General features: G+C 65.3%; 13 protein-coding genes and 1 other RNA gene. 7 read left to right on the top strand and 7 right to left on the bottom strand.

All coding sequences use genetic code 11. The features are described 5' to 3' along the window. Positions 1–129 precede the first annotated feature (129 nt). The 6 genes from NJH59_RS21730 (at position 130) to ffs (ending at position 9,339) form a co-directional block, all read left to right on the top strand. Positions 130–789 carry a GntR family transcriptional regulator gene (locus tag NJH59_RS21730; RefSeq protein WP_043862359.1) on the top strand — a complete coding sequence of 220 codons (660 nt, stop codon included), beginning with the start codon at positions 130–132 and terminating at the stop codon, positions 787–789. Positions 790–791: 2 nt separating this feature from the next. Further along, the gene (gene smc / locus NJH59_RS21735; RefSeq protein ID WP_058542036.1) at positions 792–4,280 is read left to right on the top strand and encodes a chromosome segregation protein SMC; all 3,489 of its coding nucleotides are present in this window, start codon (positions 792–794) and stop codon (positions 4,278–4,280) included. A 203-nt stretch (positions 4,281–4,483) separates the two neighbouring features. Continuing rightward, positions 4,484–5,353 carry a cell division protein ZipA gene (gene zipA, locus NJH59_RS21740; RefSeq protein WP_043862361.1) on the top strand — a complete coding sequence of 290 codons (870 nt, stop codon included), beginning with the start codon at positions 4,484–4,486 and terminating at the stop codon, positions 5,351–5,353. A gap of 120 nt (positions 5,354–5,473) precedes the next feature. Then, a complete protein-coding gene (ligA, locus tag NJH59_RS21745) occupies positions 5,474–7,828 on the top strand; it encodes an NAD-dependent DNA ligase LigA (RefSeq protein ID WP_229590429.1) in 2,355 nt (784 codons plus the stop codon). A gap of 159 nt (positions 7,829–7,987) precedes the next feature. Further along, the gene (locus NJH59_RS21750) at positions 7,988–9,145 is read left to right on the top strand and encodes a putative zinc-binding metallopeptidase (RefSeq protein WP_229590428.1); all 1,158 of its coding nucleotides are present in this window, start codon (positions 7,988–7,990) and stop codon (positions 9,143–9,145) included. Between the two features lie 97 nt (positions 9,146–9,242). Then, positions 9,243–9,339: signal recognition particle sRNA small type (ffs, locus tag NJH59_RS21755), an RNA gene on the top strand. Between the two features lie 156 nt (positions 9,340–9,495). Here the strand turns inward: ffs and NJH59_RS21760 are convergent. Next, on the bottom strand, positions 9,496–9,822 hold the full coding sequence (locus NJH59_RS21760; protein WP_043862364.1) for a hypothetical protein: 327 nt from the start codon (positions 9,820–9,822) through the stop codon (positions 9,496–9,498). Between the two features lie 362 nt (positions 9,823–10,184). Here NJH59_RS21760 and NJH59_RS21765 point away from each other — a divergent pair, with 362 nt between their 5' ends. After that, positions 10,185–10,517: a hypothetical protein gene (locus NJH59_RS21765; RefSeq protein ID WP_043862365.1), complete on the top strand. Its 333-nt coding sequence runs from the start codon at positions 10,185–10,187 to the stop codon at positions 10,515–10,517. Positions 10,518–10,570: 53 nt separating this feature from the next. On the opposite strand, the gene NJH59_RS21770 is transcribed toward NJH59_RS21765, so the two are convergent. Genes NJH59_RS21770 through bcsZ form a run of 6 tightly spaced genes read right to left on the bottom strand, consistent with a single transcriptional unit; the run spans position 10,571 to position 19,705 of the window. Then, the gene (locus tag NJH59_RS21770; protein WP_229590420.1) at positions 10,571–11,734 is read right to left on the bottom strand and encodes a cell division protein FtsQ; all 1,164 of its coding nucleotides are present in this window, start codon (positions 11,732–11,734) and stop codon (positions 10,571–10,573) included. Continuing rightward, positions 11,734–13,149 (bottom strand): MBOAT family protein, encoded by a 1,416-nt coding sequence (locus NJH59_RS21775; RefSeq protein WP_253087300.1) that lies wholly within the window; start codon positions 13,147–13,149, stop codon positions 11,734–11,736. Before NJH59_RS21775 ends, NJH59_RS21770 begins: the two co-directional genes overlap by 1 nt. Before the next feature lie 18 nt (positions 13,150–13,167). After that, complete coding sequence (locus NJH59_RS21780) at positions 13,168–13,839, bottom strand: alginate O-acetyltransferase AlgF (protein ID WP_229590419.1); 672 nt, start codon at positions 13,837–13,839, stop codon at positions 13,168–13,170. Continuing rightward, entirely contained in the window at positions 13,836–14,495 is a 660-nt protein-coding gene (locus tag NJH59_RS21785; protein ID WP_043862368.1) for an SGNH/GDSL hydrolase family protein, read from the bottom strand. The genes NJH59_RS21780 and NJH59_RS21785 overlap by 4 nt, the downstream gene beginning before the upstream one ends. A gap of 18 nt (positions 14,496–14,513) precedes the next feature. Next, positions 14,514–18,491 carry a cellulose biosynthesis protein BcsC gene (locus tag NJH59_RS21790; protein WP_253087301.1) on the bottom strand — a complete coding sequence of 1,326 codons (3,978 nt, stop codon included), beginning with the start codon at positions 18,489–18,491 and terminating at the stop codon, positions 14,514–14,516. After that, complete coding sequence (gene bcsZ, locus NJH59_RS21795) at positions 18,467–19,705, bottom strand: cellulose synthase complex periplasmic endoglucanase BcsZ (RefSeq protein ID WP_078480243.1); 1,239 nt, start codon at positions 19,703–19,705, stop codon at positions 18,467–18,469. The genes NJH59_RS21790 and bcsZ overlap by 25 nt, the downstream gene beginning before the upstream one ends. Between the last annotated feature and the right edge of the window lie 3 nt (positions 19,706–19,708).

The raw sequence follows: 19,708 nt of genomic DNA on the forward strand, positions 1-19,708 counted from the left end.
AACCGGGGCCGGGTTGACGATTGTTTTGCTTCAATCGTGCCAACTGCGTGCCTGTGCCGCTGCGCGAGGTGCAGGCAAGTGCGCTACAATCGGCGCTTGTGCACAGTTCAATGATTTTGAAGGAAAACCATGACGTTCAAGGCGCCGGACAGCCTCTCCGAGCAAATTGCCCATTACCTGGCCGAGCGGATCATCCGCGGTGAGCTCAAACCTGCCGAGCGCATCCAGGAACAGAAGGTCACCCAGGCGCTCAATGTCAGCCGTGGCTCGGTGCGAGAGGCACTGCTGATACTCGAGCGCCGGCACCTGGTGACCATCCTGCCGCGCCGTGGCGCGCAGGTTACGGCGCTCAACGAGCACAACGTGCGCAGCCTCTGCACCCTGATGAGCGAGCTGTACATCCTGCTGGGCAATGCCGTGGCCAGTGCGCCGCGCAGCGAAGCCGAACTTGCACCGTTTCTGGTCATCCAGCAGCGTCTGCACGCCGCCAGTGCGCGCCAGGACATCAAGGCCTTCGTCGAAGAGAGCTTCGCGGTGATGCGCGCCGCGTACCCGTTCGCCAACAACCCCTACCTGCAGGAAACCGTCGAGAACCTGCAGCCGGCCATGAGCCGCACCTATTACCTGGCGCTGGACCAGCGCAAGGCCAACATGAACGACTTCCTGGTGCTGTTCGCCCAACTGCTCGAAGCGGTGGTGGGTGGCGACCTGCCGCGTATCCGCGAGGTGCTGACGCAGTACTGCGAGCGCAGTTGCACGCTGGTGCTGTCCTCGCTGGTTGCTGGCTGAGCATGCGCCTCAAGTGCATTCGCCTGGCGGGGTTCAAGTCGTTCGTCGACCCGACTACCGTCAACTTCCCCAGCAACATGGCGGCCGTGGTCGGCCCCAATGGCTGCGGCAAGTCCAACATCATCGATGCGGTGCGCTGGGTGATGGGCGAAAGCTCGGCGAAAAACCTGCGTGGCGAGTCGATGACCGACGTCATCTTCAACGGCTCCACCAGCCGCAAGCCGGTCAGCCAGGCCAGTATCGAACTGGTGTTCGACAACAGTGACAACACCCTGGTGGGCGAGTATGCCGCCTATGCCGAGATCTCGATCCGGCGCAAGGTGACCCGCGACGCGCAGAACACCTATTACCTCAACGGCACCAAGTGCCGTCGGCGCGACATCACCGATATCTTCCTGGGTACCGGCCTGGGCCCGCGCAGCTACTCGATCATTGAGCAGGGCATGATCTCCAAGCTGATCGAGGCCAAGCCCGAAGAGTTGCGCAACTTCATCGAAGAGGCCGCCGGCATCTCCAAGTACAAGGAGCGCCGCCGCGAAACCGAAAACCGCATCCGCCGCACCCACGAGAACCTGGAGCGCCTGACCGACCTGCGCGAAGAGCTGGAACGTCAGCTCGAACGCCTGCACCGCCAGGCCCAGGCAGCGGAGAAGTACAAGGAATACAAGGCCGAGGAGCGTCAGCTCAAGGCCCAGCTGGCGGCCCTGCGTTGGCGTGCGCTGAACGATCAGGTGGGCCAGCGCGAGGCGATCATCGGCGACCAGGAAGTGGCCTTCGAGGCCCTGGTGGCCGAGCAGCGCAATGCCGATGCGAGCATCGAGCGCCTGCGCGACGGTCACCACGACCTGTCGGAGCGTTTCAACCTGGTCCAGGGGCGCTTCTATTCGGTAGGCGGCGACATCGCCCGGGTCGAGCAGAACATCCAGCACGGCCAGCAGCGTCTGCGCCAGTTGCAGGATGACTTCAAGGAAGCCGAACGCGCGCGTCTGGAAACCGAATCGCACCTGGGCCACGACCGCACCTTGCTGGCGACCCTGGGCGAAGAGCTGGAGATGATCGAGCCCGAGCAGGAACTGTCGCTGGCGGCAGCCGAGGAGGCCGCCGCGACCCTTGAGGAAGCCGAGACCACCATGCATGGCTGGCAGGAGCAGTGGGACAGCTTCAACACCCGCTCCGCCGAGCCGCGCCGCCAGGCCGAGGTGCAGCAGTCGCGCATCCAGCAGCTGGAGCAGAGCCTGGAGCGCGTCTCGGAGCGCCAGCGCAAGCTGGGCGAAGAACGCGACCAGTTGAGCGCCGACCCTGAAGATGCGGCCATCCTGGAACTGAACGAACAACTGGCCAGCAGCGAATTGCTGCTCGAAGACCTGCACCTGGAAGAACAGCAGGTGATCGAGCGCCTCGACGCGCTGCGCGAGCAATTGCAGCAGGCCGCCCAGGCGCAGCAGCAGGCCCAGGGTGAACTGCAGCGCCTGGGTGGCCGGCTGGCATCGCTCGAAGCCTTGCAGCAGGCCGCGCTGGACCCAGGCAGCGGTACCCTCGACTGGTTGCGCGCGCAGGGCCTGGAGCAACGCCCACGCCTGGCTGAAGGCCTGCGCGTGGAGCCGGGTTGGGAGCTGGCGGTGGAAACCGTGCTGGGCGCCGACCTGCACGCGGTACTGGTGGACGACCTGGCCGGGCTCGACCTGACGGGCTTCGAGCAGGGCGAGTTGCGTCTGCTGGAGGCCGCCGGCACCGGCAAGCGCCTTGCCGGCAGCCTGCTGGACAAAGTACAGGGCGGCGTTGACCTGGCCCCCTGGCTGGGCCAGGTCAAGCCGGTCGAGAGCCTCGAGCAGGCATTGAGCCTGCGCGGCCAGCTGGCCGACGGCCAAAGCCTGATCAGCCGCGACGGCTACTGGGTGGGGCGCCACTTTCTGCGGGTCAGCCGAGGCAACGATGCCCAGGGCGGCGTGCTGGCCCGCGGGCAGGAGCTTGAGCAACTGGGCCTGGAGCGTCTGGAGCAGGAAGCTGCCCTGGAGCAGCTCGAAGCGCAGTTGCTGGCCCTGCGTGAACAGCAGCGCGTGCAGGAAGACAGCCGTGAACAACTGCGTCGTCGCACCCAGGAAGAAGCCCGCCAGCAAGGTGAGCTCAAGGCCCGTCTGTCGGCCGGCAAGGCCCGCGCCGAGCAGCTGACATTGCGCCGCCGGCGCCTTGAAGAAGAGCTGGCCGAGCTGCTGGAACAGCGCGCCATCGAACACGAAAGCCTGGGCGAGTCGCGCCTGCACCTGCAGGAAGCCCTCGACCTGATGGCCCACGACACCGAACAGCGCGAGGCCTTGCTGGCCCAGCGCGACAACCTGCGCGAACGCCTCGACCGCGTGCGCCAGGAAGCCCGCCAGCACAAGGACCACGCCCATCAGTTGGCGGTGCGCCTGGGCTCGCTGCGTGCCCAGCACGACTCCACGCGCCAGGCCCTCGAGCGCCTGGAGCTGCAGTCGGAGCGCCTGAACGAAAAACGTGAACAACTGAGCCTGAACCTGGAGGAGGGCGAGGCGCCTCTCGAAGAGCTGCGCATGATGCTCGAGGCGCTGCTGGAAAAGCGCATGAGTGTCGACGAGGAAATGCGTCAGGCACGCCTGCACATGGACGAGGCCGACCGCGAACTGCGCGAGGCCGAAAAGCGTCGTACCCAGGCCGAACAGCAATCTCAGCTGCTGCGCGGTCAGCTCGAACAGCACCGCATGGAATGGCAGGGGCTGAGTGTGCGGCGCAAGGCCCTGCAGGAACAGTTGCAGGCTGACGGCTATGATCTGGAAGGCGTGTTGGCGACCTTGCTGGCCGAGGCCAGCGAGCAGGAGGCTGAACTTGAGCTGGAGCGCATCGATGCGCGCATCCAGCGCCTGGGCGCGATCAACCTGGCGGCCATCGACGAGTACCAGCAGCAGTCCGAGCGCAAGCGCTACCTCGACGCCCAGGATGCCGACCTGGTCGAGGCCCTCGATACCCTGGAAAACGTGATTCGCAAGATCGACAAGGAAACCCGCAACCGCTTCAAGGATACCTTTGATCAGATAAATGCCGGATTACAGGCACTTTTCCCAAAAGTTTTCGGTGGTGGCAGCGCTTATCTGGAACTGACGGGCGAAGATCTACTCGATACAGGGGTAACGATCATGGCGCGCCCGCCAGGCAAGAAGAACAGCACCATCCATCTGCTCTCGGGCGGCGAGAAGGCGCTGACGGCCCTGGCCCTGGTGTTTGCCATCTTCAAGTTGAACCCGGCACCGTTCTGCATGCTCGACGAGGTCGACGCGCCGCTGGACGATGCCAACGTCGGACGCTATGCGCGCCTGGTCAAGGAGATGAGCCAGACCGTGCAGTTCATTTATATCACCCACAACAAGATCGCCATGGAAATGGCCGATCAACTGATGGGGGTGACCATGCACGAGCCCGGTTGCTCGCGGCTGGTGGCGGTGGACGTGGAGGAGGCGATGGCCATGGTCGACGCCTGAAAAACGGATATAACGCACGAACTTGCAGCAAATGCCCCTGTCAGTTGCGACAGACGGTGTAAAGTTATCTTTGGTCGTGCTAGCTTAATGTAAATTTTTCTATGCGTGGGTAAAACGCCTGTCAGAACATAGAGTTGGCGCCACGTTTTAAAGGGGTTTAAACCCTTTATTTTTCAGCATTTTTCACAGAGGCACGGGATTACATGGAAATCGGTCTGCGCGAGTGGCTGATCGTCATCGGCATCATAGTCATTGCCGGTATTCTTTTTGACGGCTGGCGTCGCATGCGCGGCGGCAAGGGCAAGTTGAAATTCCGTCTGGACCGCAGCTTCTCCAACCTGCCGGACGAAGAGACCAGCGCCGAAGTGCTGGGCCCGCCGCGGGTGCTTGACGACCACAAGGAGCCCCAGCTCGACGAGCACGACCTGCCGTCGATGACGGCTGCGCGCGAGCAGCGCGAGCCGAAGGTGGGCAAGGGGTCCAAGCGCGCCAAACGTACCAGCGAGCCGCAGCAGGGCGACCTGAACCTGGCGGCCGAGCCACGCGAGCCTGACCTGTTCGGCAATGCCGACGACGACTTCCCGGACGAAAGCCCCAAGAGCACCGGCTTCGGTGCCAGCGAAGGCAAGGACCTGCCGCCGGTCGAGGAAGTGCTGGTGATCAGCGTGATTGCCCGCGACGAGAGCGGCTTCAAGGGCCCTGCGCTGCTGCAGAACATCCTGGAAAGCGGCCTGCGCTTTGGCGAGATGGACATCTTCCACCGTCACGAAAGCATGGCCGGCAATGGCGAAGTGCTGTTCTCCATGGCCAACGCGGTCAAGCCTGGGGTGTTCGACCTGGACGACATCGACCATTTCAGCACCCGTGCGGTCAGCTTCTTCCTTGGCCTGCCGGGCCCGCGCCATCCCAAGCAGGCGTTCGACGTGATGGTGGCGGCGGCGCGCAAGCTGGCCCATGAACTGAACGGCGAGCTCAAGGATGACCAGCGCAGCGTGATGACCGCGCAGACCATCGAACACTACCGCCAGCGCATCGTCGAGTTCGAGCGCCGCGCCCTGACCCAGAAACGCTGACAGGTATGGCCGCTCCCTGCAGGAGCTGGCCTTGCCGGCGAAAGCTGCCCCGCCGATCCACCGATTTGAACGCCAAGAGCAGCCCCGAGCTGCTCTTTTGCTTTGCAAGAGACGACACACATGACCGCCCAAACCCGCATCCTCGAACTGCGCGCCGAACTCGACCAGCACAACTACCGCTACTACGTGCTCGACGAGCCAAGCGTCCCGGACGCCGAATACGATCGCCTGTTCCGCGAGCTGCAGGCCCTGGAGGCCGAACACCCCGAGCTGGTCACCCCCGATTCCCCCACCCAGCGGGTGGGCGGCGCGGCGCTCTCGGCCTTCACCCAGGTGCGTCACGAGGTGCCGATGCTGAGCCTGGGCAATGCCTTCGAGGAAAGTGACCTGCGCGAGTTCGACCGGCGCGTGGTCGAAGGCCTCGACCTGCCGACCGGCGACCTGTTCGGCGCAGGGGCGGCGGTGGACTACAGCTGCGAACCCAAGCTCGACGGCCTGGCGGTCAGCCTGTTGTACCGTGACGGCCTGCTGGTGCAGGGCGCCACCCGTGGCGACGGCACCACCGGCGAAGACATCAGCGTCAACGTGCGCACCATCCGCAACGTGCCGCTCAAGCTGCAGGGCAAGGGCTGGCCGGCGGTGCTGGAGGTGCGCGGCGAAGTGTTCATGAGCAAGGAGGGCTTCGAACGGCTGAACGCAGCCCAGGCCGAGATCGGCGGCAAGACCTTCGCCAACCCGCGCAACGCCGCCGCCGGCAGCTTGCGCCAGCTCGATTCGAAGATCACCGCCAGCCGCCCCCTGGAGTTCTGCTGCTATGGCGTGGGCCAGGTGTCCGAGGCCATCGCCGACACCCACATCGGCACCCTCGAAAAGCTCAAGGGCTGGGGCATGCCCATCAGCCGCGAACTGCGGCATGCCGCCGGTATCAAGGAATGCCTTGACTACTACCGTGACATCGGCGAGCGGCGCAACGCGCTGCCCTACGAGATCGACGGGGTGGTGTTCAAGGTCAACAGCCTGGCCTCGCAACGTGAACTGGGCTTTCGTGCCCGTGAGCCGCGCTGGGCGATAGCGCACAAGTTCCCGGCCATGGAAGAGCTGACCGAGGTGCTCGACGTCGAGTTCCAGGTTGGTCGCACCGGTGCGGTAACGCCCGTCGCACGGCTCAAGCCGGTCAAGGTGGCCGGCGTGACCGTGGCCAATGCCACCTTGCACAACATGGACGAAGTGGCGCGCCTGGGGGTGATGATCGGCGATACGGTGATCATCCGCCGTGCCGGTGATGTCATCCCGCAGGTGATGCAGGTGGTCACCGAGCGTCGCCCGGCCGATGCGCGTGCGGTGCACATCCCTACCCAGTGCCCGGTGTGTGGCTCGCAGGTCGAGCGCACCCAGCTGGTCAAGCGCAGCAAGGGCAAGGAAACCGTCAGCGAAGGCGCGGTGTACCGCTGCGTCGGCCGCCTGGCCTGCCGCGCGCAGCTCAAGCAGGCGATCATCCACTACGTGTCGCGCCGCGCCATGGACATCGAGGGCCTGGGCGAGAAGAGCGTCGAGCAGTTGGTGGATGAAGGGCTGATTGCCTCGCCGGCAGACCTGTACCGCTTGAAATTCGAAGACATCGTCGACCTCGAAGGCTTTGCCGAGGTGTCCAGCAACAAACTGCTGGCTGCCATTGCCGACAGCAAGCGCCCGAGCCTGGCACGCTTCATCTACGCCCTTGGCATCCCGGATGTGGGCGAGGAGACCGCCAAGGTGCTGGCGCGCTCGCTGGGCTCGTTGCAGCGCGTGATGGTGGCGTTGCCGCAGGTGCTGACCTACCTGCCGGATATCGGCCTGGAAGTGGCGCACGAGATCCACAACTTCTTCGAGGACGAACATAACCGCAGCGTCATCGCGCAACTGCTCGAGAACGGCCTGCAGTTGCAGGAGGAGGGCGAGCTGGCCGCCGAATTCGCGGCCAGTACGACCCTGGCCGGGTTGATCGCCAAGCTCGACATCCCTTCTGTCGGCCCGACGGGTGCCGAGAAGCTGGTGGCCAAGCTGCAAAGCCTTGAGCGCATCATTGCCGCCGACGGCATCGACCTGCGCCAGGCGCTGGCAGCCAAGCAGGCTGATGCGGTGCGCGAGTTCTTCCTGGTCGAGGCCAACCAGGCGCTGGCGCGCAGCGTCGAGGCGCAACTGCGCGAGTTCGGCATGCACTGGGAGAGCGAGAAGAAGGTTGCCCAGGGCTTGCCGCTGGCGGGGCAGACCTGGGTGCTGACCGGTTCGCTGGAGCGCATGAGCCGGGATGTCGCCAAGGACAAGCTGGAGAGCCTGGGGGCCAAGGTGGCGGGGTCTGTTTCGGCCAAGACCCACTGCGTGGTGGCGGGCCCGGGGGCAGGCTCCAAGTTGGCCAAGGCCACTGAGCTGGGGCTCAGGGTGTTGGATGAGGATGCGTTCGTGGCGTTTCTGTCGGAGCAGGGCATAGCGGTGTAGCGGTCACGCGGCCCGCTTCTGCCCGAAGGGCGTGGGAGCGGGCTTGACCCGCGATCGAGCGCGAAGCGCTCGCAACACCTGAGCGCACGGTGCGTCAGGCACACCGCAAGCGCTGTCACGCACATGGTGTAGGCTAGGCTCCAGCCAGGAGGTGGCCCCATGTACCCATTCTTCGAACAGCTCGTCGCCCGTATCGCCGCACCCTTCGTCAGCCAGGCACGCCGCAGCACGCGCGTGTGGCAATGCGAGTGCGGACAGTCCGTGTTCTTTCGCAACAGCCAATGCCTGGCCTGCCAGGCGTCCCTGGGCTACTGGCCCGATACCCACCATGTCGGCACATTGCTGCCGGCCGCTGTGGACGGCCAGTGGTACCTGGACGGCCAGCCAGAACTCGGCCCGCTCAAGCGTTGCGCCAACCTCGACACCCCGGCTTGCTGCAACTGGCTGCTGGCTGCCGACGACCCCGAAGCGTTCTGCCTGGCCTGTCGCCTCAACCGCACCATCCCCGACCTGTCGTTCACCGAAAACCACCTGCGCTGGCGCAAGCTGGAAACCGCCAAGCGCCGCCTGATTGCGCAACTGCTGCACCTGGGGTTGCCGGTCACGCCCAAGCAAGGCGCAGCCGGCGAGGGCATCGCCTTCGACTTCATCGGCATCGACATTGCCGGCAATCCCCCCACCACCGGCCACGCTGGCGGCCTGATCACCCTGGATATCCGCGAAGCCGACGACGACTGGCGCGAGCAGGTGCGCGTGCAGCTTCAGGAGCCCTACCGGACCGTGCTGGGCCACCTGCGCCACGAGATCGGGCATTACTACTGGGACCGTCTGGTGGCCAGCAGCGCCTGGCTGCAGGACTTCCGCCGCCTGTTCGGCGACGAGCGCGCCAGCTACGCCCAGGCCATGGAGCGCCACTACCATCAAGGTGCACCGCTGGACTGGGCCGTCGCCCACGTCAGCGCCTATGCCACCATGCACCCCTGGGAGGACTGGGCCGAAACCTGGGCGCACTACCTGCACATGACCGATGCGGTGGACACCGCCCTTGCGCTGGGCATGGACGCCTCGGTGATGGACCTGGACTATCCGCCGTTCGATGCCCGCAGCTTGTACCAGCCCGAGCACCCTGGGGCGCCTGCGTTCCTGGCGTTCATCAATGCCTGGGTGGAGCTGTCGGCGATGCTCAACGAGCTGTCACGCAGCATGGGCCAGACCGACTTCTACCCGTTCGTGCTGAGTGCGCCGGTGGTGGCCAAGCTGCACTTCATTCACTGCGTGATCCAGGGCGATGCCCCGGCGGCAGTCACAAGTCCTTGAGCCAGAGTGGTTTTTTCACGGTACAGAGGTTGTAACTTCGCGTCAGACCGGTACAATGGCCCCGCTCGCTGCCAGGCGAGCATCGTTATGGTGACCCCATCGGTCCCCCCGCAACGATTACCCGTAAACCTGGTCAGGCCCGGAAGGGAGCAGCCACAGCGGGAACATCGTGTGCCGGGGTGTGGCTGGTGGGGTTGCCTCCATAACGCAAGCCCTTGTCTGCCAGGGGCCGCCTCTATCCAGTTCCCTTTCCCCCGAATACGCATGCAGTGCACTGCTTTCCCTTCGCGCGCACGAAAAATGCCTGCGACCGGATCACTGTCGCAGACACCTCACTCTCTTCAGCGCTATCAGCAGGGCTCGTAAATGAACGCCTTGTAATCGCCACCCTCCCGGTAGATATAGCGCCCGATACATTCAATGTTGGCTATCTGTGCAACGTAGGTAATACGATCCGGTTTGAATTCCCGTGCCGCGGTGAGCAGCACTTTGGACAGGTCTCTTTTGACGTTTGTCACATGTTGCTCGTTGGTCTGGCTGAAATCATCATACTCGATGGCCCAGACGGTATTCACACCAGCCAACTTCTTCCATTGTTGTTCTGCCAGGAAGTTGTTGAAGTTGTCTCGTTCCGATTCCTTGTTGGTGAGGTCCAGCGAAAGCAATACCCTGATCATTGAGTCATTCCTTTGTGCGGTGCGCTAAGGGACGACGCTGCCCGCTGGCAGCGCCCGGCGGGCATGATTGCAGAAGCGCAGCGCTCGCTTCAAGACGCCGTAATTGCGCCGAAACGGCACGCCTTTGAATGTTTCTGTTTATTTTAAAGTGCCTGAAAGCCCTTTGTTCCATAAAAAGACTTTATAGCTCGTGTTTCTTTGCGTAGTAACTTTCCTACATGGTCTTGGTTAAGTTGTTTAGTTGCTGTTTTTTGGTAAATTCTTGAATTATTTTAACTCTCAGGTGATGGCCATTTAGCATTGATGGATGAAAAGCGAGTGACTAGGTTGCAAGGGAATTTCACTGCTTATGGGAGCCCACCATGACCCTCTGCCTGTTGTCCCTCGACCTGTCCAATACCGGCGAAGTTCAGCGCGTGGCCTTTTGCAAGGTGCTCAAGGACGATAACTGGAAGCGATTTCGCAATGCCGACGCCACCTGGGAGAAGTCATACGAACTGGCCTACGACGCCCTTGTCGAAAAGCGCGTCAAGACCCTGCTCGAAGCTGCCGCCAATATGGCGGGTATCGAAGAACTGAGGTTCGTGGTGCAAGCCGGCGAGCAGGAGGGCTGGTGTTGCCAGCTGGAGAAGATCCACGGCATCTACCACTTCACCACGTTCGATTCAGCGGCAGATCTGAAAAAGCTTGCCTGAGCATTCGCCAGCGCCCGCCGCGCCGTGTCAACGCGCGCAGCGGGCGTGGTGCGTCATGGCTTGGGGGGCAGCTGCACGTCACCCGCATAGGGCGTCTGCAGGTCGCGCTCGGGTATCTCCCAGATCACCAGCTGTGGCGGCGTCTGCCTGAACGCCGGGCTGTCGAAGTAGGCCTTGGCGGCCCCGGAGAATTCGCCGCCGTCCTTGGCGAAGTTGCCCACAGGCGCCGACAGCGCACGTTGCAGAAAGCCGACAAAGCTCGAGTTGCGCGAAAACGAGGTGCCGATCAGCGCGACATTCGGCAGGTTGTCGTCGCCGAACAGGTCATCGAGGTTGTCGCCCGCATCGCTGACGGCCTCGGCCCGCTCGGTGATGACCGTTGGCGCCACCTGTTCCTGCGGCGGCTGCAAGGCCACTGGCAGCCAATCAATGCCGGCCAGCCGCACCAGGTCCCCGGGGCGCGGTGCCAGAGGCTCCTGGCGGGTGTCGAAGGTCTTGCTGGGGGTGGCGCTCAAGCCCATGCCCTTGACCTGCTCGGCAATGGCCTGCGCGGCGGCCTGGGCGCCGGCTTCGCTCCAGTGGGTATCGGTACGCAGAAATGCACTGGCGCCCAGCGGCTGCAGGCTGGCAGTCAGGTCCAGGGTGGCCACGCCGGCCGCCTGGAGTTTCTGCACCCACTGCTGGATGCGCGCCTGCGAGGCCGTGGGGCGAGTCAACCCGCACAGCTCGCTGGCGGCGATACGGCTCTTGTCCGGCACCACGCTCACCAGCAGGCGGATACCCCGTTGCTGCAAGCTGCGTTGCAGGGCGATCACCGCATCGGCCTTGGCCTGGGCGTTGTCGGCCGCGTGCCGGTCGAGCTTGAGTTCATCGCTCAGAAACAGCCACTGCGTGCAGCCCGGCCGCACCCGCGGCCCGGTGTCGCCCAGCAGCAGCCAGCTGCCGGCCCGTTCCAGGTCGGCGGCCTCGCTCGGCAGCGGCGCCTTGGCCAGCTCCTTGGCAATGCGGTGGGTGATTTCGCCGTGCAGCACCTGGCCATTCGACAGGTGCTTGTCGGGCATCAGCTCGAGCTTGCCGCTGGCCACCAGCCAGCCACACGACAGCAGGCCGGCACCCAGGAACAGCGCCAGGGTGACGCCGGCGATCGGGCTGGTGCGCAGGGCCAGTGCACTGGGGGGCGTGGGCGCTGTACTGGGAGGAGGTGTCTTCATCGTCATCAGAACTGGAAGTACAGGAAGGGGACCGAATCACGGCTGGCGATCAACGCGAACGACAGCACGAAGCCGGCCACGGGCCACAGGGCAGCGGCATGCACGAACCACGCGCGGCTGGCGAAGCGGTGCTCGGCGCGTGCCTGCCAGATCGGCAGGATGATGCACGCCACGCCCAGCAACGCCGCCAGGCCGTGCACCGGGCGTACGGTGGCTGCCAGTGCCTCGCCCAGGGCAAAGCCGTGCAGGCCGAACTGGCCGGCGTACATCGACAGCGCCGTATGAAAGTCCGGGGCGCGGAACAGCGTCCAGGCCAGGCACACGAACAGCAGCGTCAGGGTGTGCGACAGCACCTTGGGCATCGCCGGCAGGCTGGAACGGCTCCAGGCCCGGTCGACGCACAGCGCGATACCGTGGGCCGAGCCCCACAGCAGGTAGTTCCAGCTGTCCCCGCCATGCCACAGGCCGGCAATGGCCATGGTCAGGAACAGGTTGCGGTAGGTGTTCCAGGTGCCGTGGCGGTTGCCGCCCAGGGCGATGTACAGGTAGTCGCGCAGCCAGCTCGACAGCGACAGGTGCCAGCGCCGCCAGAAGTCCTGGATGCTGCTGGCCAGGTACGGGCGGTTGAAGTTCTCGGGGAAGTGGAAGCCCAGCATCAGGCCCAGGCCGATGGCCATGCAGCTGTAGCCGGCAAAGTCGAAGAACAGTTGCAGCGAATACGCCAGGCAGCCCAGCCACGCGTCCAGGAACGACGGGTTGTCCAGGTGGAAGGCCACGTCCACCAGCGGCGACAGGGTATCGGCCACCAGCACCTTCATGCACATGCCGATCATGAAGCGGCGCGCGCCCAGCGAGAAGTTCTGCCAGTTGAAGTAGCGCTGGTTGAGCTCGCGGCGTACCCAGTCGTAGCGGATGATCGGGCCGGCGATCGAGTGGCCGAACATCGAGATGTAGGTGGCGAAGTTCACGAAACTGCGCTCTACCGGCACGGTATGGCGGTGCACATCCACCAGGTAGGAAATCGCCTGCAGCACGATGAACGACAGCCCCGCTGGCAACGCCACCCGCTGCCACTCCATCGGCAATGCACCGTAATAGGTGATCAGCTCGTTGTAGTTGGCGGCCAGGATGTTGGCGTACTTGTACCAGCACAGCACCAGCGTATTGAACACGATCAGCGCGGCCAGCAGGCGTATGCGCCCGCGCGAGTCCTCATGGCTGCGGTTCACCAGCAGCCCGCCAACCCACGCGACCACGGTCAGCGCCATGTGCAGCAGCAGGAACAGCGGGCTCAGCCAGCCATAGAACAGCCAGCTGCCGATCAGCAGTACGCCGTTGCGCCAGGCCGGACGGCTCAGCGCGTACACCAGCATGAAGATCGGCAAAAACAGCGTCAGGAACTCGAGTGAGGCGAATACCATGGTGGTGAAGACGTCCGATCAGTTGGAGAGCGTGTCCGTGACGGGCACAAGCTGCGGGCCGCTCGCCGTGGGCAGCAGCAATACGCTGTAGCGCTCGCCGGCCTTGAGTTCGCCCAGGTCCACCGGGCCGCCGACGTTGGCATTGGCGCACACCAGTTGCACCGACAGCTTCACCGGGTTGATCGATCTACGCTGCACGCTGGCCTCTGGCGCGTCCTTGAACAGGTCCGCCGTGCGCCCGGCAGGGCGCAGGCTTGCGCCCTGGCAGGAAGGGTCGAGGTTGACGAAGGCCAGCGAAGCCTTCAGCGCATTGAAGTCGTCGGGTTGCTCGCGCACCACGCGTTGCCGGATGCCGCCGGCGTCCTGCAGGGCGACTACCGTGGCGAATTCGCCAGGAGCAACGCTCAGCTGCAGGGCCGAGCGCTGGCCGTCACGGCTCAGGGTGCCCTTGATGGCCTTGTTGGCCGGTACCGGCAGGTACGCCGACACCGGTTTGGCCGCGTCCAGCTGCAGGCTGGCCCTGGAGCCGTCCGCCACCAGTTGCAGGGTGCCGGGGGCCGCGTTGACGAAGCGCAAGAACGCCGAGTCTTCGCTGGGGCCGGTGGGGTACAGCGCGATCTCGGCCTGGGCCAGGCCCGCGCCGAGGGCGGCGGGCAGGGCCAGCAGTACAGCGTGCAGGGCGCGCTTCATTTCTTGATGCTCGTCACGACCGGCGCCTTGACGATCTCTTCGCTGATCTTCTTGCTCCAGGCCAGGTAGCCCGGGGCGGTCAAATGCTGACCGTCGACCGTGGCCCACTCGCCTTGCTTGGAGAATTTGAGCGAGTCGACGTAGTCGCACGGCGCCACGTTGGCGGCGAGGAACTTGGAGGTCAGTTCGACGCGGGCGTAGGTCTTGCCGTACTTGCCGCCTTCGGTTCCCCAGTTGGGGCCGACCCATACGCACTTGGCCCCGGTGTTGGCGATTTCCTTGGCAAAGCTGGTGGTCTGCTGCCACAGCCAGGCCTTGGGGAAGGCCGGTTTGGTGTAGCTGGCCATGGTGTCGCCCATCACCACGACCACCAGGTCCGGCTTGTCGGCCTTGATCAGGTCGCCGATCGGCCGGGTGGCCGCCTTGCTGCCCAGTACCACGGGCTTTTCGGTGCCACGGCGCTCGGCACCGCCGCAGGTGCCAGGGGTGGCTTTGAGCCAGTCGCCGGCATTGGCGCCGCAGATACCCAGCGAGTGCACCTGGGCACCTTGCTGCACGAGGTTGTCGTGCAGGCTCTTGATCAGGTAATCGGGGGTCGCCAGGTGGCTGTCGCCGATCATCAGAATGGTCAGGCCTGCGAGAAGTGAACTAGCCATGGTTGATACTCCTGCAAATCAATTCGAATAAGGGGAACGGTACGGGTTGACGGGCAACGGCATGGCGCCGCGGCCGTCGTCGAACAGGTAGCGCAGGTACAGGCCACCGGTCCATTGCTGGTAGTCGCGGGCGTTGTCCACACCCAGCGTGCCGCCGAAGAAGAACCCATCGCCCAGCCGGTATTCGCCACTGGCGCCCAGCGAGTAGCCGATGCCGGTCTTGCTCTGCGAGGCATAGGTGGTGCGCAGGGTCGTACCGTCCGTGGCAAAGGCCTGGGAAATTCGTTCCAGCGCCGCTTGTGACTGCCTGTCGCGGAAGTACGGTGCGCTGTCCTGCTCGATGTGCTGCATGCCCACCGAACCCTGCACCTGGTAGCTGAAGTTCGGTCCCCGCTGCGCCCAGCTGACCGGCACACCGATGGAGAAGAAGTTCTGCGGGCTGAAGTAGCCGCCGTGGCCGTAGGTGAAGAAGCTCTGGTTGTTCGCGTAATGCGCCCCGGACACGCTCAGGCCTGCGGTGAGGCGTTCATCCTGATTGTTGAGCAGGTACCAGTAGATGCCGCTGCCCAGTTCACTGCGGGTGTTGGACTCCACGTCGTGACCCAGCAGCTTGTGCCAGGAACCATAGCCGTACATGCCGTAGGTCTGATTGTCATAACCCAGCTGCAGACGACCACCGTTGGAGGTTACGCCACCCCATTGCAGGTCGGTGCGCTTGTCGCGGGCTCCGGCGAAGGAGGTCAGGCTGTCGGTGACCGAGCGCCGGGACAGGTTGAGGTTGTAGCGCCAGTTGCTGCCTTCTGCAAAGGGGCGATCCAGGCTGATGCCGCCCACTGCGGTGTTGTACAGGAAGCCTACCGGGCTCACGCCCAGGTCTGCCTTGAGGCCCTGCGACGGGTTCTCGTAGGCTACGGCCACGCCTACGCCGCTGTCCTTCTGCGAGCCGGGGCTGTCGATGTAGAAGTCCTCTGCTTCTGCAAGCAGGTCGGGTAGCGGCATGGCGAGTATGTTCCTGGCCATTTCGCTGGTGATCCCGCCAAAGCGCGAATTGGCGCTCAGCTCGTTTTTCACCCCCCCTGCGTTCAGCGACACTGGCGTGATGCGCAGGGCCAGTCGATCGTCGTTCCACGGCACGCTGATCTCCAGCGGCGCCTCCACATCGGTGATCTTGCCCAGCCCCGATTCGCTGTCGTTACCGCGGAAAGTGACACCCTGCTTGATTTGCGGGCTGCGCGCCTCGCGAATCGTATCCAGCTCGGTCTGCAGCGCGGCGCGCGGGTCGACCGGTGCCGGCGTGGCGAGCTGCGGCGTGGCCTGGCTGGCCGTGCGCAGGCCAGGTTCGTTGTCGCGACTGGCCAGCAGCACCGGTGCGTCGAACGCTTCGCTGGCGCGGCTGCTGACCTGGGTCTGTGCCGGCTCGGGAATCTCGGCCAGCACCGTTTCGCTCAGGCGCGACTGCTTGCGCTGGCCCGGCTGGCCGACGAAGGGGTTGACGGCAATCGCCTGGCCGAAGGGGTTGAGCACGTTCTGCTCCGGCGGCGCCTGCAAGGCCAGGGCCTGGGCATACAGCTGCTCGGCCTTGGCCAGCTTGCCGCGGCCACGGTAATAGCCGGCAGCACTGGTGAGAATCTGCGGGTTCTGCGGGGCCAGTTGCAGGGCCTTTTCAACGGCGCGCTCGGCCTTGTCGGCATCGCCGGCCTGTACGAAGGCCTGGGCGGCGCCCATCTGCACGTCGGCATTGTCCGGGTACTGGCGCAGCAGCGGGGTGAACAGCTCCACCGCCTTGGCCGGGTTGCGGTTGTCCAGGTACATGCGCGCCAGCGACGACACTGCCTGCGGGTCTTGCGGGCGTTGCGCCAGGGCCGGGGCGAGGGTGTCGTAGGCGGCCACCAGGTCGCCCTTTTCACGCAGCAGGTCGGCCTGGCGCACGGTGTACTGGAACACCAGGTCGTCGTAGCTGCGCTGGTCGCCGGCTTGCAGTGGCTGGCTGCGCAGCTCGCGCAGAATCTGGTTCACCTGCACGTCGTCGCCGGCCTTGAGCAGTGCGCCGGCATAGGCCAGGCGCAGGGACGGGGAGGGCGTGCTGCTCTGGGCAATGGCGGTGCGCAGCATGCCCAGCGCATGTTCGGTCTGGCCGATATCGATATAGGTCGCGGCCAGCGCCGAGAGCATGCCGGGGTTGTTGGCCGCTGCCGGTTCGGCGCGTTGCAGCAGCTTCATGGCCTGTTGGCGCTGGCCCTGTTTGGCCAGGTCTGCCGCCTGGCGGGTCAGCAGGTGCAGTTCGATCTCTTCGGCCAGGGTGTGCATGGCGGCGCTGCGCTGGGCCGTGGGCACCTGCGCCAGGCTGCGCTGGGCCGACTGCCACTCGCCCAGGCGGCTGGAGAACAGCGCGCTGGCATACAGCGCCTCGGCCCGCTGCGGGTTGGCCTTGAGCATCTCGTCGATGGTCTGGCGCGCCTTGCCGGAGGCATCGCTCTTGAGGTAGACCTGCGCCAGGTCGTAACGCGCCCACACGTTCTGCGGGTCGTTGCTCACGGCCTCTTCCAGCGCCTTGCGAGCGCCGGCCAGGTCGCCACTGCGCTCGGCGTCGCGGGCCTGGCCTACGGCGATGGCCGCGCGCAGCACGCGCAGGTCGCCCAGGCGTTCGCGCTGGGCATCGCTGAGCCCGTCGATCAGGCGCTGGCTTTCGCCCAGCTTGCCGTTCTGCGCCAGCACGCTGACCAGCCCGCGCAGCGCATCGGGGTTGCCGGCATCCAGGCTCAGGGCCTGGCGATAGGTGGTTTCGGCGCTGTCGAACTGACCCTGGGCGGCCTGCAGGTCGGCCAGGCTGACAGGCCCCTGCACCTGGCGCGGGTTCATCGCGATGGCGCGTTGCAGCAGCTCGCGGGCGTCTTGCGGATTGCCGGCGTCGCGGGCGGCATTGGCCTGGTCCAGCAGCACCCAGTAGCGGTTGCCTTGCAGGGCGCTCTGCCAGCGGCTGCTGTTGCCACGGCTGATGGCCTGCTTGAACAGTGCATCGGCGTCGCCCAGGCGGCCCTGGCGCTGGCGCACGATGCCCAGCCCGCCGAGGGCGTCGGCATCCTGCGCCTGCTCGCGCAAACGGGCCTGGAACGACTGCTCGGCCTGGGGCAGGTCGTTGGCGTCCAGCGCCTTGAAGCCACGCACCAGGTGGCTGTTCTGGCGTTGGACGGCGCTGGCCTGGCTGGCACGGGCACCGCTCTTGAGCTGGTTGCGGATCTCTTCGTCGTCCGGGTAGGCCTTGAGGTAGGCATCGAACAACGGCACCTCGGCCGGGCGCGGCGCACCCAGCCAGGACAGGCCCTGGCGCCAGCCCTCGATCGATTCACTGCCGATCACCGGGTCGTTGGCATAGGACGCCAGCCGGCGAATGCCCTCCACCCGCGTGCTTTCGTTGCGCAGCAGCAGCTTGGCCAGGTTGAGCTTGATCTTGGGGTTGTCCGGCGACTGGCCCTGCAGGCGCTCCAGGCCCTGGCGCGCTTCCTGCCAGCCGGTGGCGGTGTAGCCCAGGTAGCTGTAGAACTCCAGGCCCAGTTCGCCCTGGGGTGCACTGCCACTGAACAGCGTGCGGTATGCCGCCACAGCCTGATCCAGCTCGCCCGATTCGGCGAGTTGGCGGGCCTGCTCCAGTTGCGCGGTGTTATCGGCGCTGTGCAGGGCGATCTCCTGTTGCAGCAACAGGGTCTGACGCTCGCCGGGGTGCGCCTGCCTGAGCTGGTCGAGGTAGCGCTTGGCGCCCTGCGGGCGATTGCCATCAAGCTCCAGCAGGCCAAGGCCGTACAACGCGTCGGCCTGCTGCGGATCGATCAGCAGCAGCTTGCGCCATGCCTCGGTGGCGCGGGTGGTGTCTTTGCGGGCCTGCCAGTATTGACCCTGTTCCAGCAGGACCTTGCCGTTCTCGCTGAGCTCGGCAAAGCTGCTGTTGTGGATCAGGGCGGCAAGCACCCCAATGGCTAGGGTTTGGCGGCGCGAGGGCATGAAGTCTCCCAGAGTGGTTGCAGCTTCCCGTCGTCGAGGAAGTGGTAACGATCATCCATGAAGCCGAGGGCGAACAGGCTCAGCACGAAGTCGTAGTAAGGGGGTTGTCTGGCCTGCAGCGCTTCGGGGCTCAGGCTTTTGCTCATCAGCTGGTCGACACGGGCACGCTGCTGTTCCTGCAGCCAGGGTTGCTGGCGCGCCTTGAAATACGGCAGCAGGGCGGCAGAAAAGCCGAACGGGCCATCGCCGCTGCTGGTGTTGGCCTGCACCTGCACTTTCTCTGGCGGTACGCCGTGGGTCGCGACACTGCGCGCCATGCCGTCGAGGCTGTCGAGGATCGGCTTGGCCAGTGGGTCCTTGGCCGGGGTCATGCCGGCCCACAGGTAGGTGCGGATGGCGTCGTAGCTGCCGGTTTCGCCCTTGACCGGGTCGATCACGAACAGGCCCTTGTCCGGGCCGGTGCCACGGTAGCCCACCCAGTCGGCCACATAGCCGTTGTGGCTCACGCCCTTGATCAGGCTGGCGGTGCTGCGGGCGATCTGGCTCCACGGCCCCTTGGGGTCGACCACCGCCAGGCGTCGCAGCACCGGCACCGGCAGGTAGCTGGGGTTGAGCTGCCAGAAGTGATCGGGCTTGGCAAAGCCCTCCACGCCGGGCAGCAGCATCATGCCCAGGCCCGGTAGCTCGGCCACTTCGCGGGCCTTGATATTGGCCAGCAGCTGGGCAGCCTGGGCGTTGTAGGCCGGGGTGTTCCACAGCCGCGCGGCCTCGCTCAGCGCGTAGGCGAACCACAGGTCGGCGTCCGAGGCCGAGTTGTGGTCCAGCAGGCGCCACTGGCCCTTGTCGTCCAGGCCCCAGATCCACCCCGGCAGGTTCTGCTTGATGTCGCCACCGGCAAGGTTGTTGCTGGCCCACAGCCAGAGCTTGTCGAAGCTGGCCTGGTCGTTGGCCACCAGGGCAAAGAACATCGCGTAGGACTGGCCTTCGGACGAGCTGTGCTGCTGCGGCGTGCTGGCATCGAGCACGCGCCCGTCGGGCTGCACGAAGTGCTGGCGAAACACCTGCCACAACGGCCAGGGGTCGGCCTGGCAGCTGTTGGCCTGGCTCACGCCGGGCAGCAGCAGGGTAAGGGCGCTGGCGCCCAGCAGGCGGCGCAGCAGCGAGCGCGAACGCCTGGCGGGCAACGGTGCGGTGTGTCCGGTTGGCAGAGGCATGCG

Source organism: Pseudomonas sp. VE 267-6A (assembly GCF_024126555.1).
Classification (GTDB): Bacteria; Pseudomonadota; Gammaproteobacteria; order Pseudomonadales; family Pseudomonadaceae; genus Aquipseudomonas; species Aquipseudomonas palmensis.

Coding starts and splice junctions, on each gene's coding strand:
- NJH59_RS21775 (WP_253087300.1), bottom strand. CDS start 13,149: ATGGTATTCGCCTCACTCGAGTTCCTGACGCTGTTTTTGCCGATCTTC.
- NJH59_RS21765 (WP_043862365.1), top strand. CDS start 10,185: ATGACCCTCTGCCTGTTGTCCCTCGACCTGTCCAATACCGGCGAAGTT.
- NJH59_RS21730 (WP_043862359.1), top strand. CDS start 130: ATGACGTTCAAGGCGCCGGACAGCCTCTCCGAGCAAATTGCCCATTAC.
- zipA (WP_043862361.1), top strand. CDS start 4,484: ATGGAAATCGGTCTGCGCGAGTGGCTGATCGTCATCGGCATCATAGTC.
- bcsZ (WP_078480243.1), bottom strand. CDS start 19,705: ATGCCTCTGCCAACCGGACACACCGCACCGTTGCCCGCCAGGCGTTCG.
- NJH59_RS21760 (WP_043862364.1), bottom strand. CDS start 9,822: ATGATCAGGGTATTGCTTTCGCTGGACCTCACCAACAAGGAATCGGAA.
- NJH59_RS21785 (WP_043862368.1), bottom strand. CDS start 14,495: ATGGCTAGTTCACTTCTCGCAGGCCTGACCATTCTGATGATCGGCGAC.
- NJH59_RS21750 (WP_229590428.1), top strand. CDS start 7,988: ATGTACCCATTCTTCGAACAGCTCGTCGCCCGTATCGCCGCACCCTTC.
- NJH59_RS21780 (WP_229590419.1), bottom strand. CDS start 13,839: ATGAAGCGCGCCCTGCACGCTGTACTGCTGGCCCTGCCCGCCGCCCTC.
- NJH59_RS21790 (WP_253087301.1), bottom strand. CDS start 18,491: ATGCCCTCGCGCCGCCAAACCCTAGCCATTGGGGTGCTTGCCGCCCTG.
- NJH59_RS21770 (WP_229590420.1), bottom strand. CDS start 11,734: ATGACGATGAAGACACCTCCTCCCAGTACAGCGCCCACGCCCCCCAGT.
- smc (WP_058542036.1), top strand. CDS start 792: ATGCGCCTCAAGTGCATTCGCCTGGCGGGGTTCAAGTCGTTCGTCGAC.
- ligA (WP_229590429.1), top strand. CDS start 5,474: ATGACCGCCCAAACCCGCATCCTCGAACTGCGCGCCGAACTCGACCAG.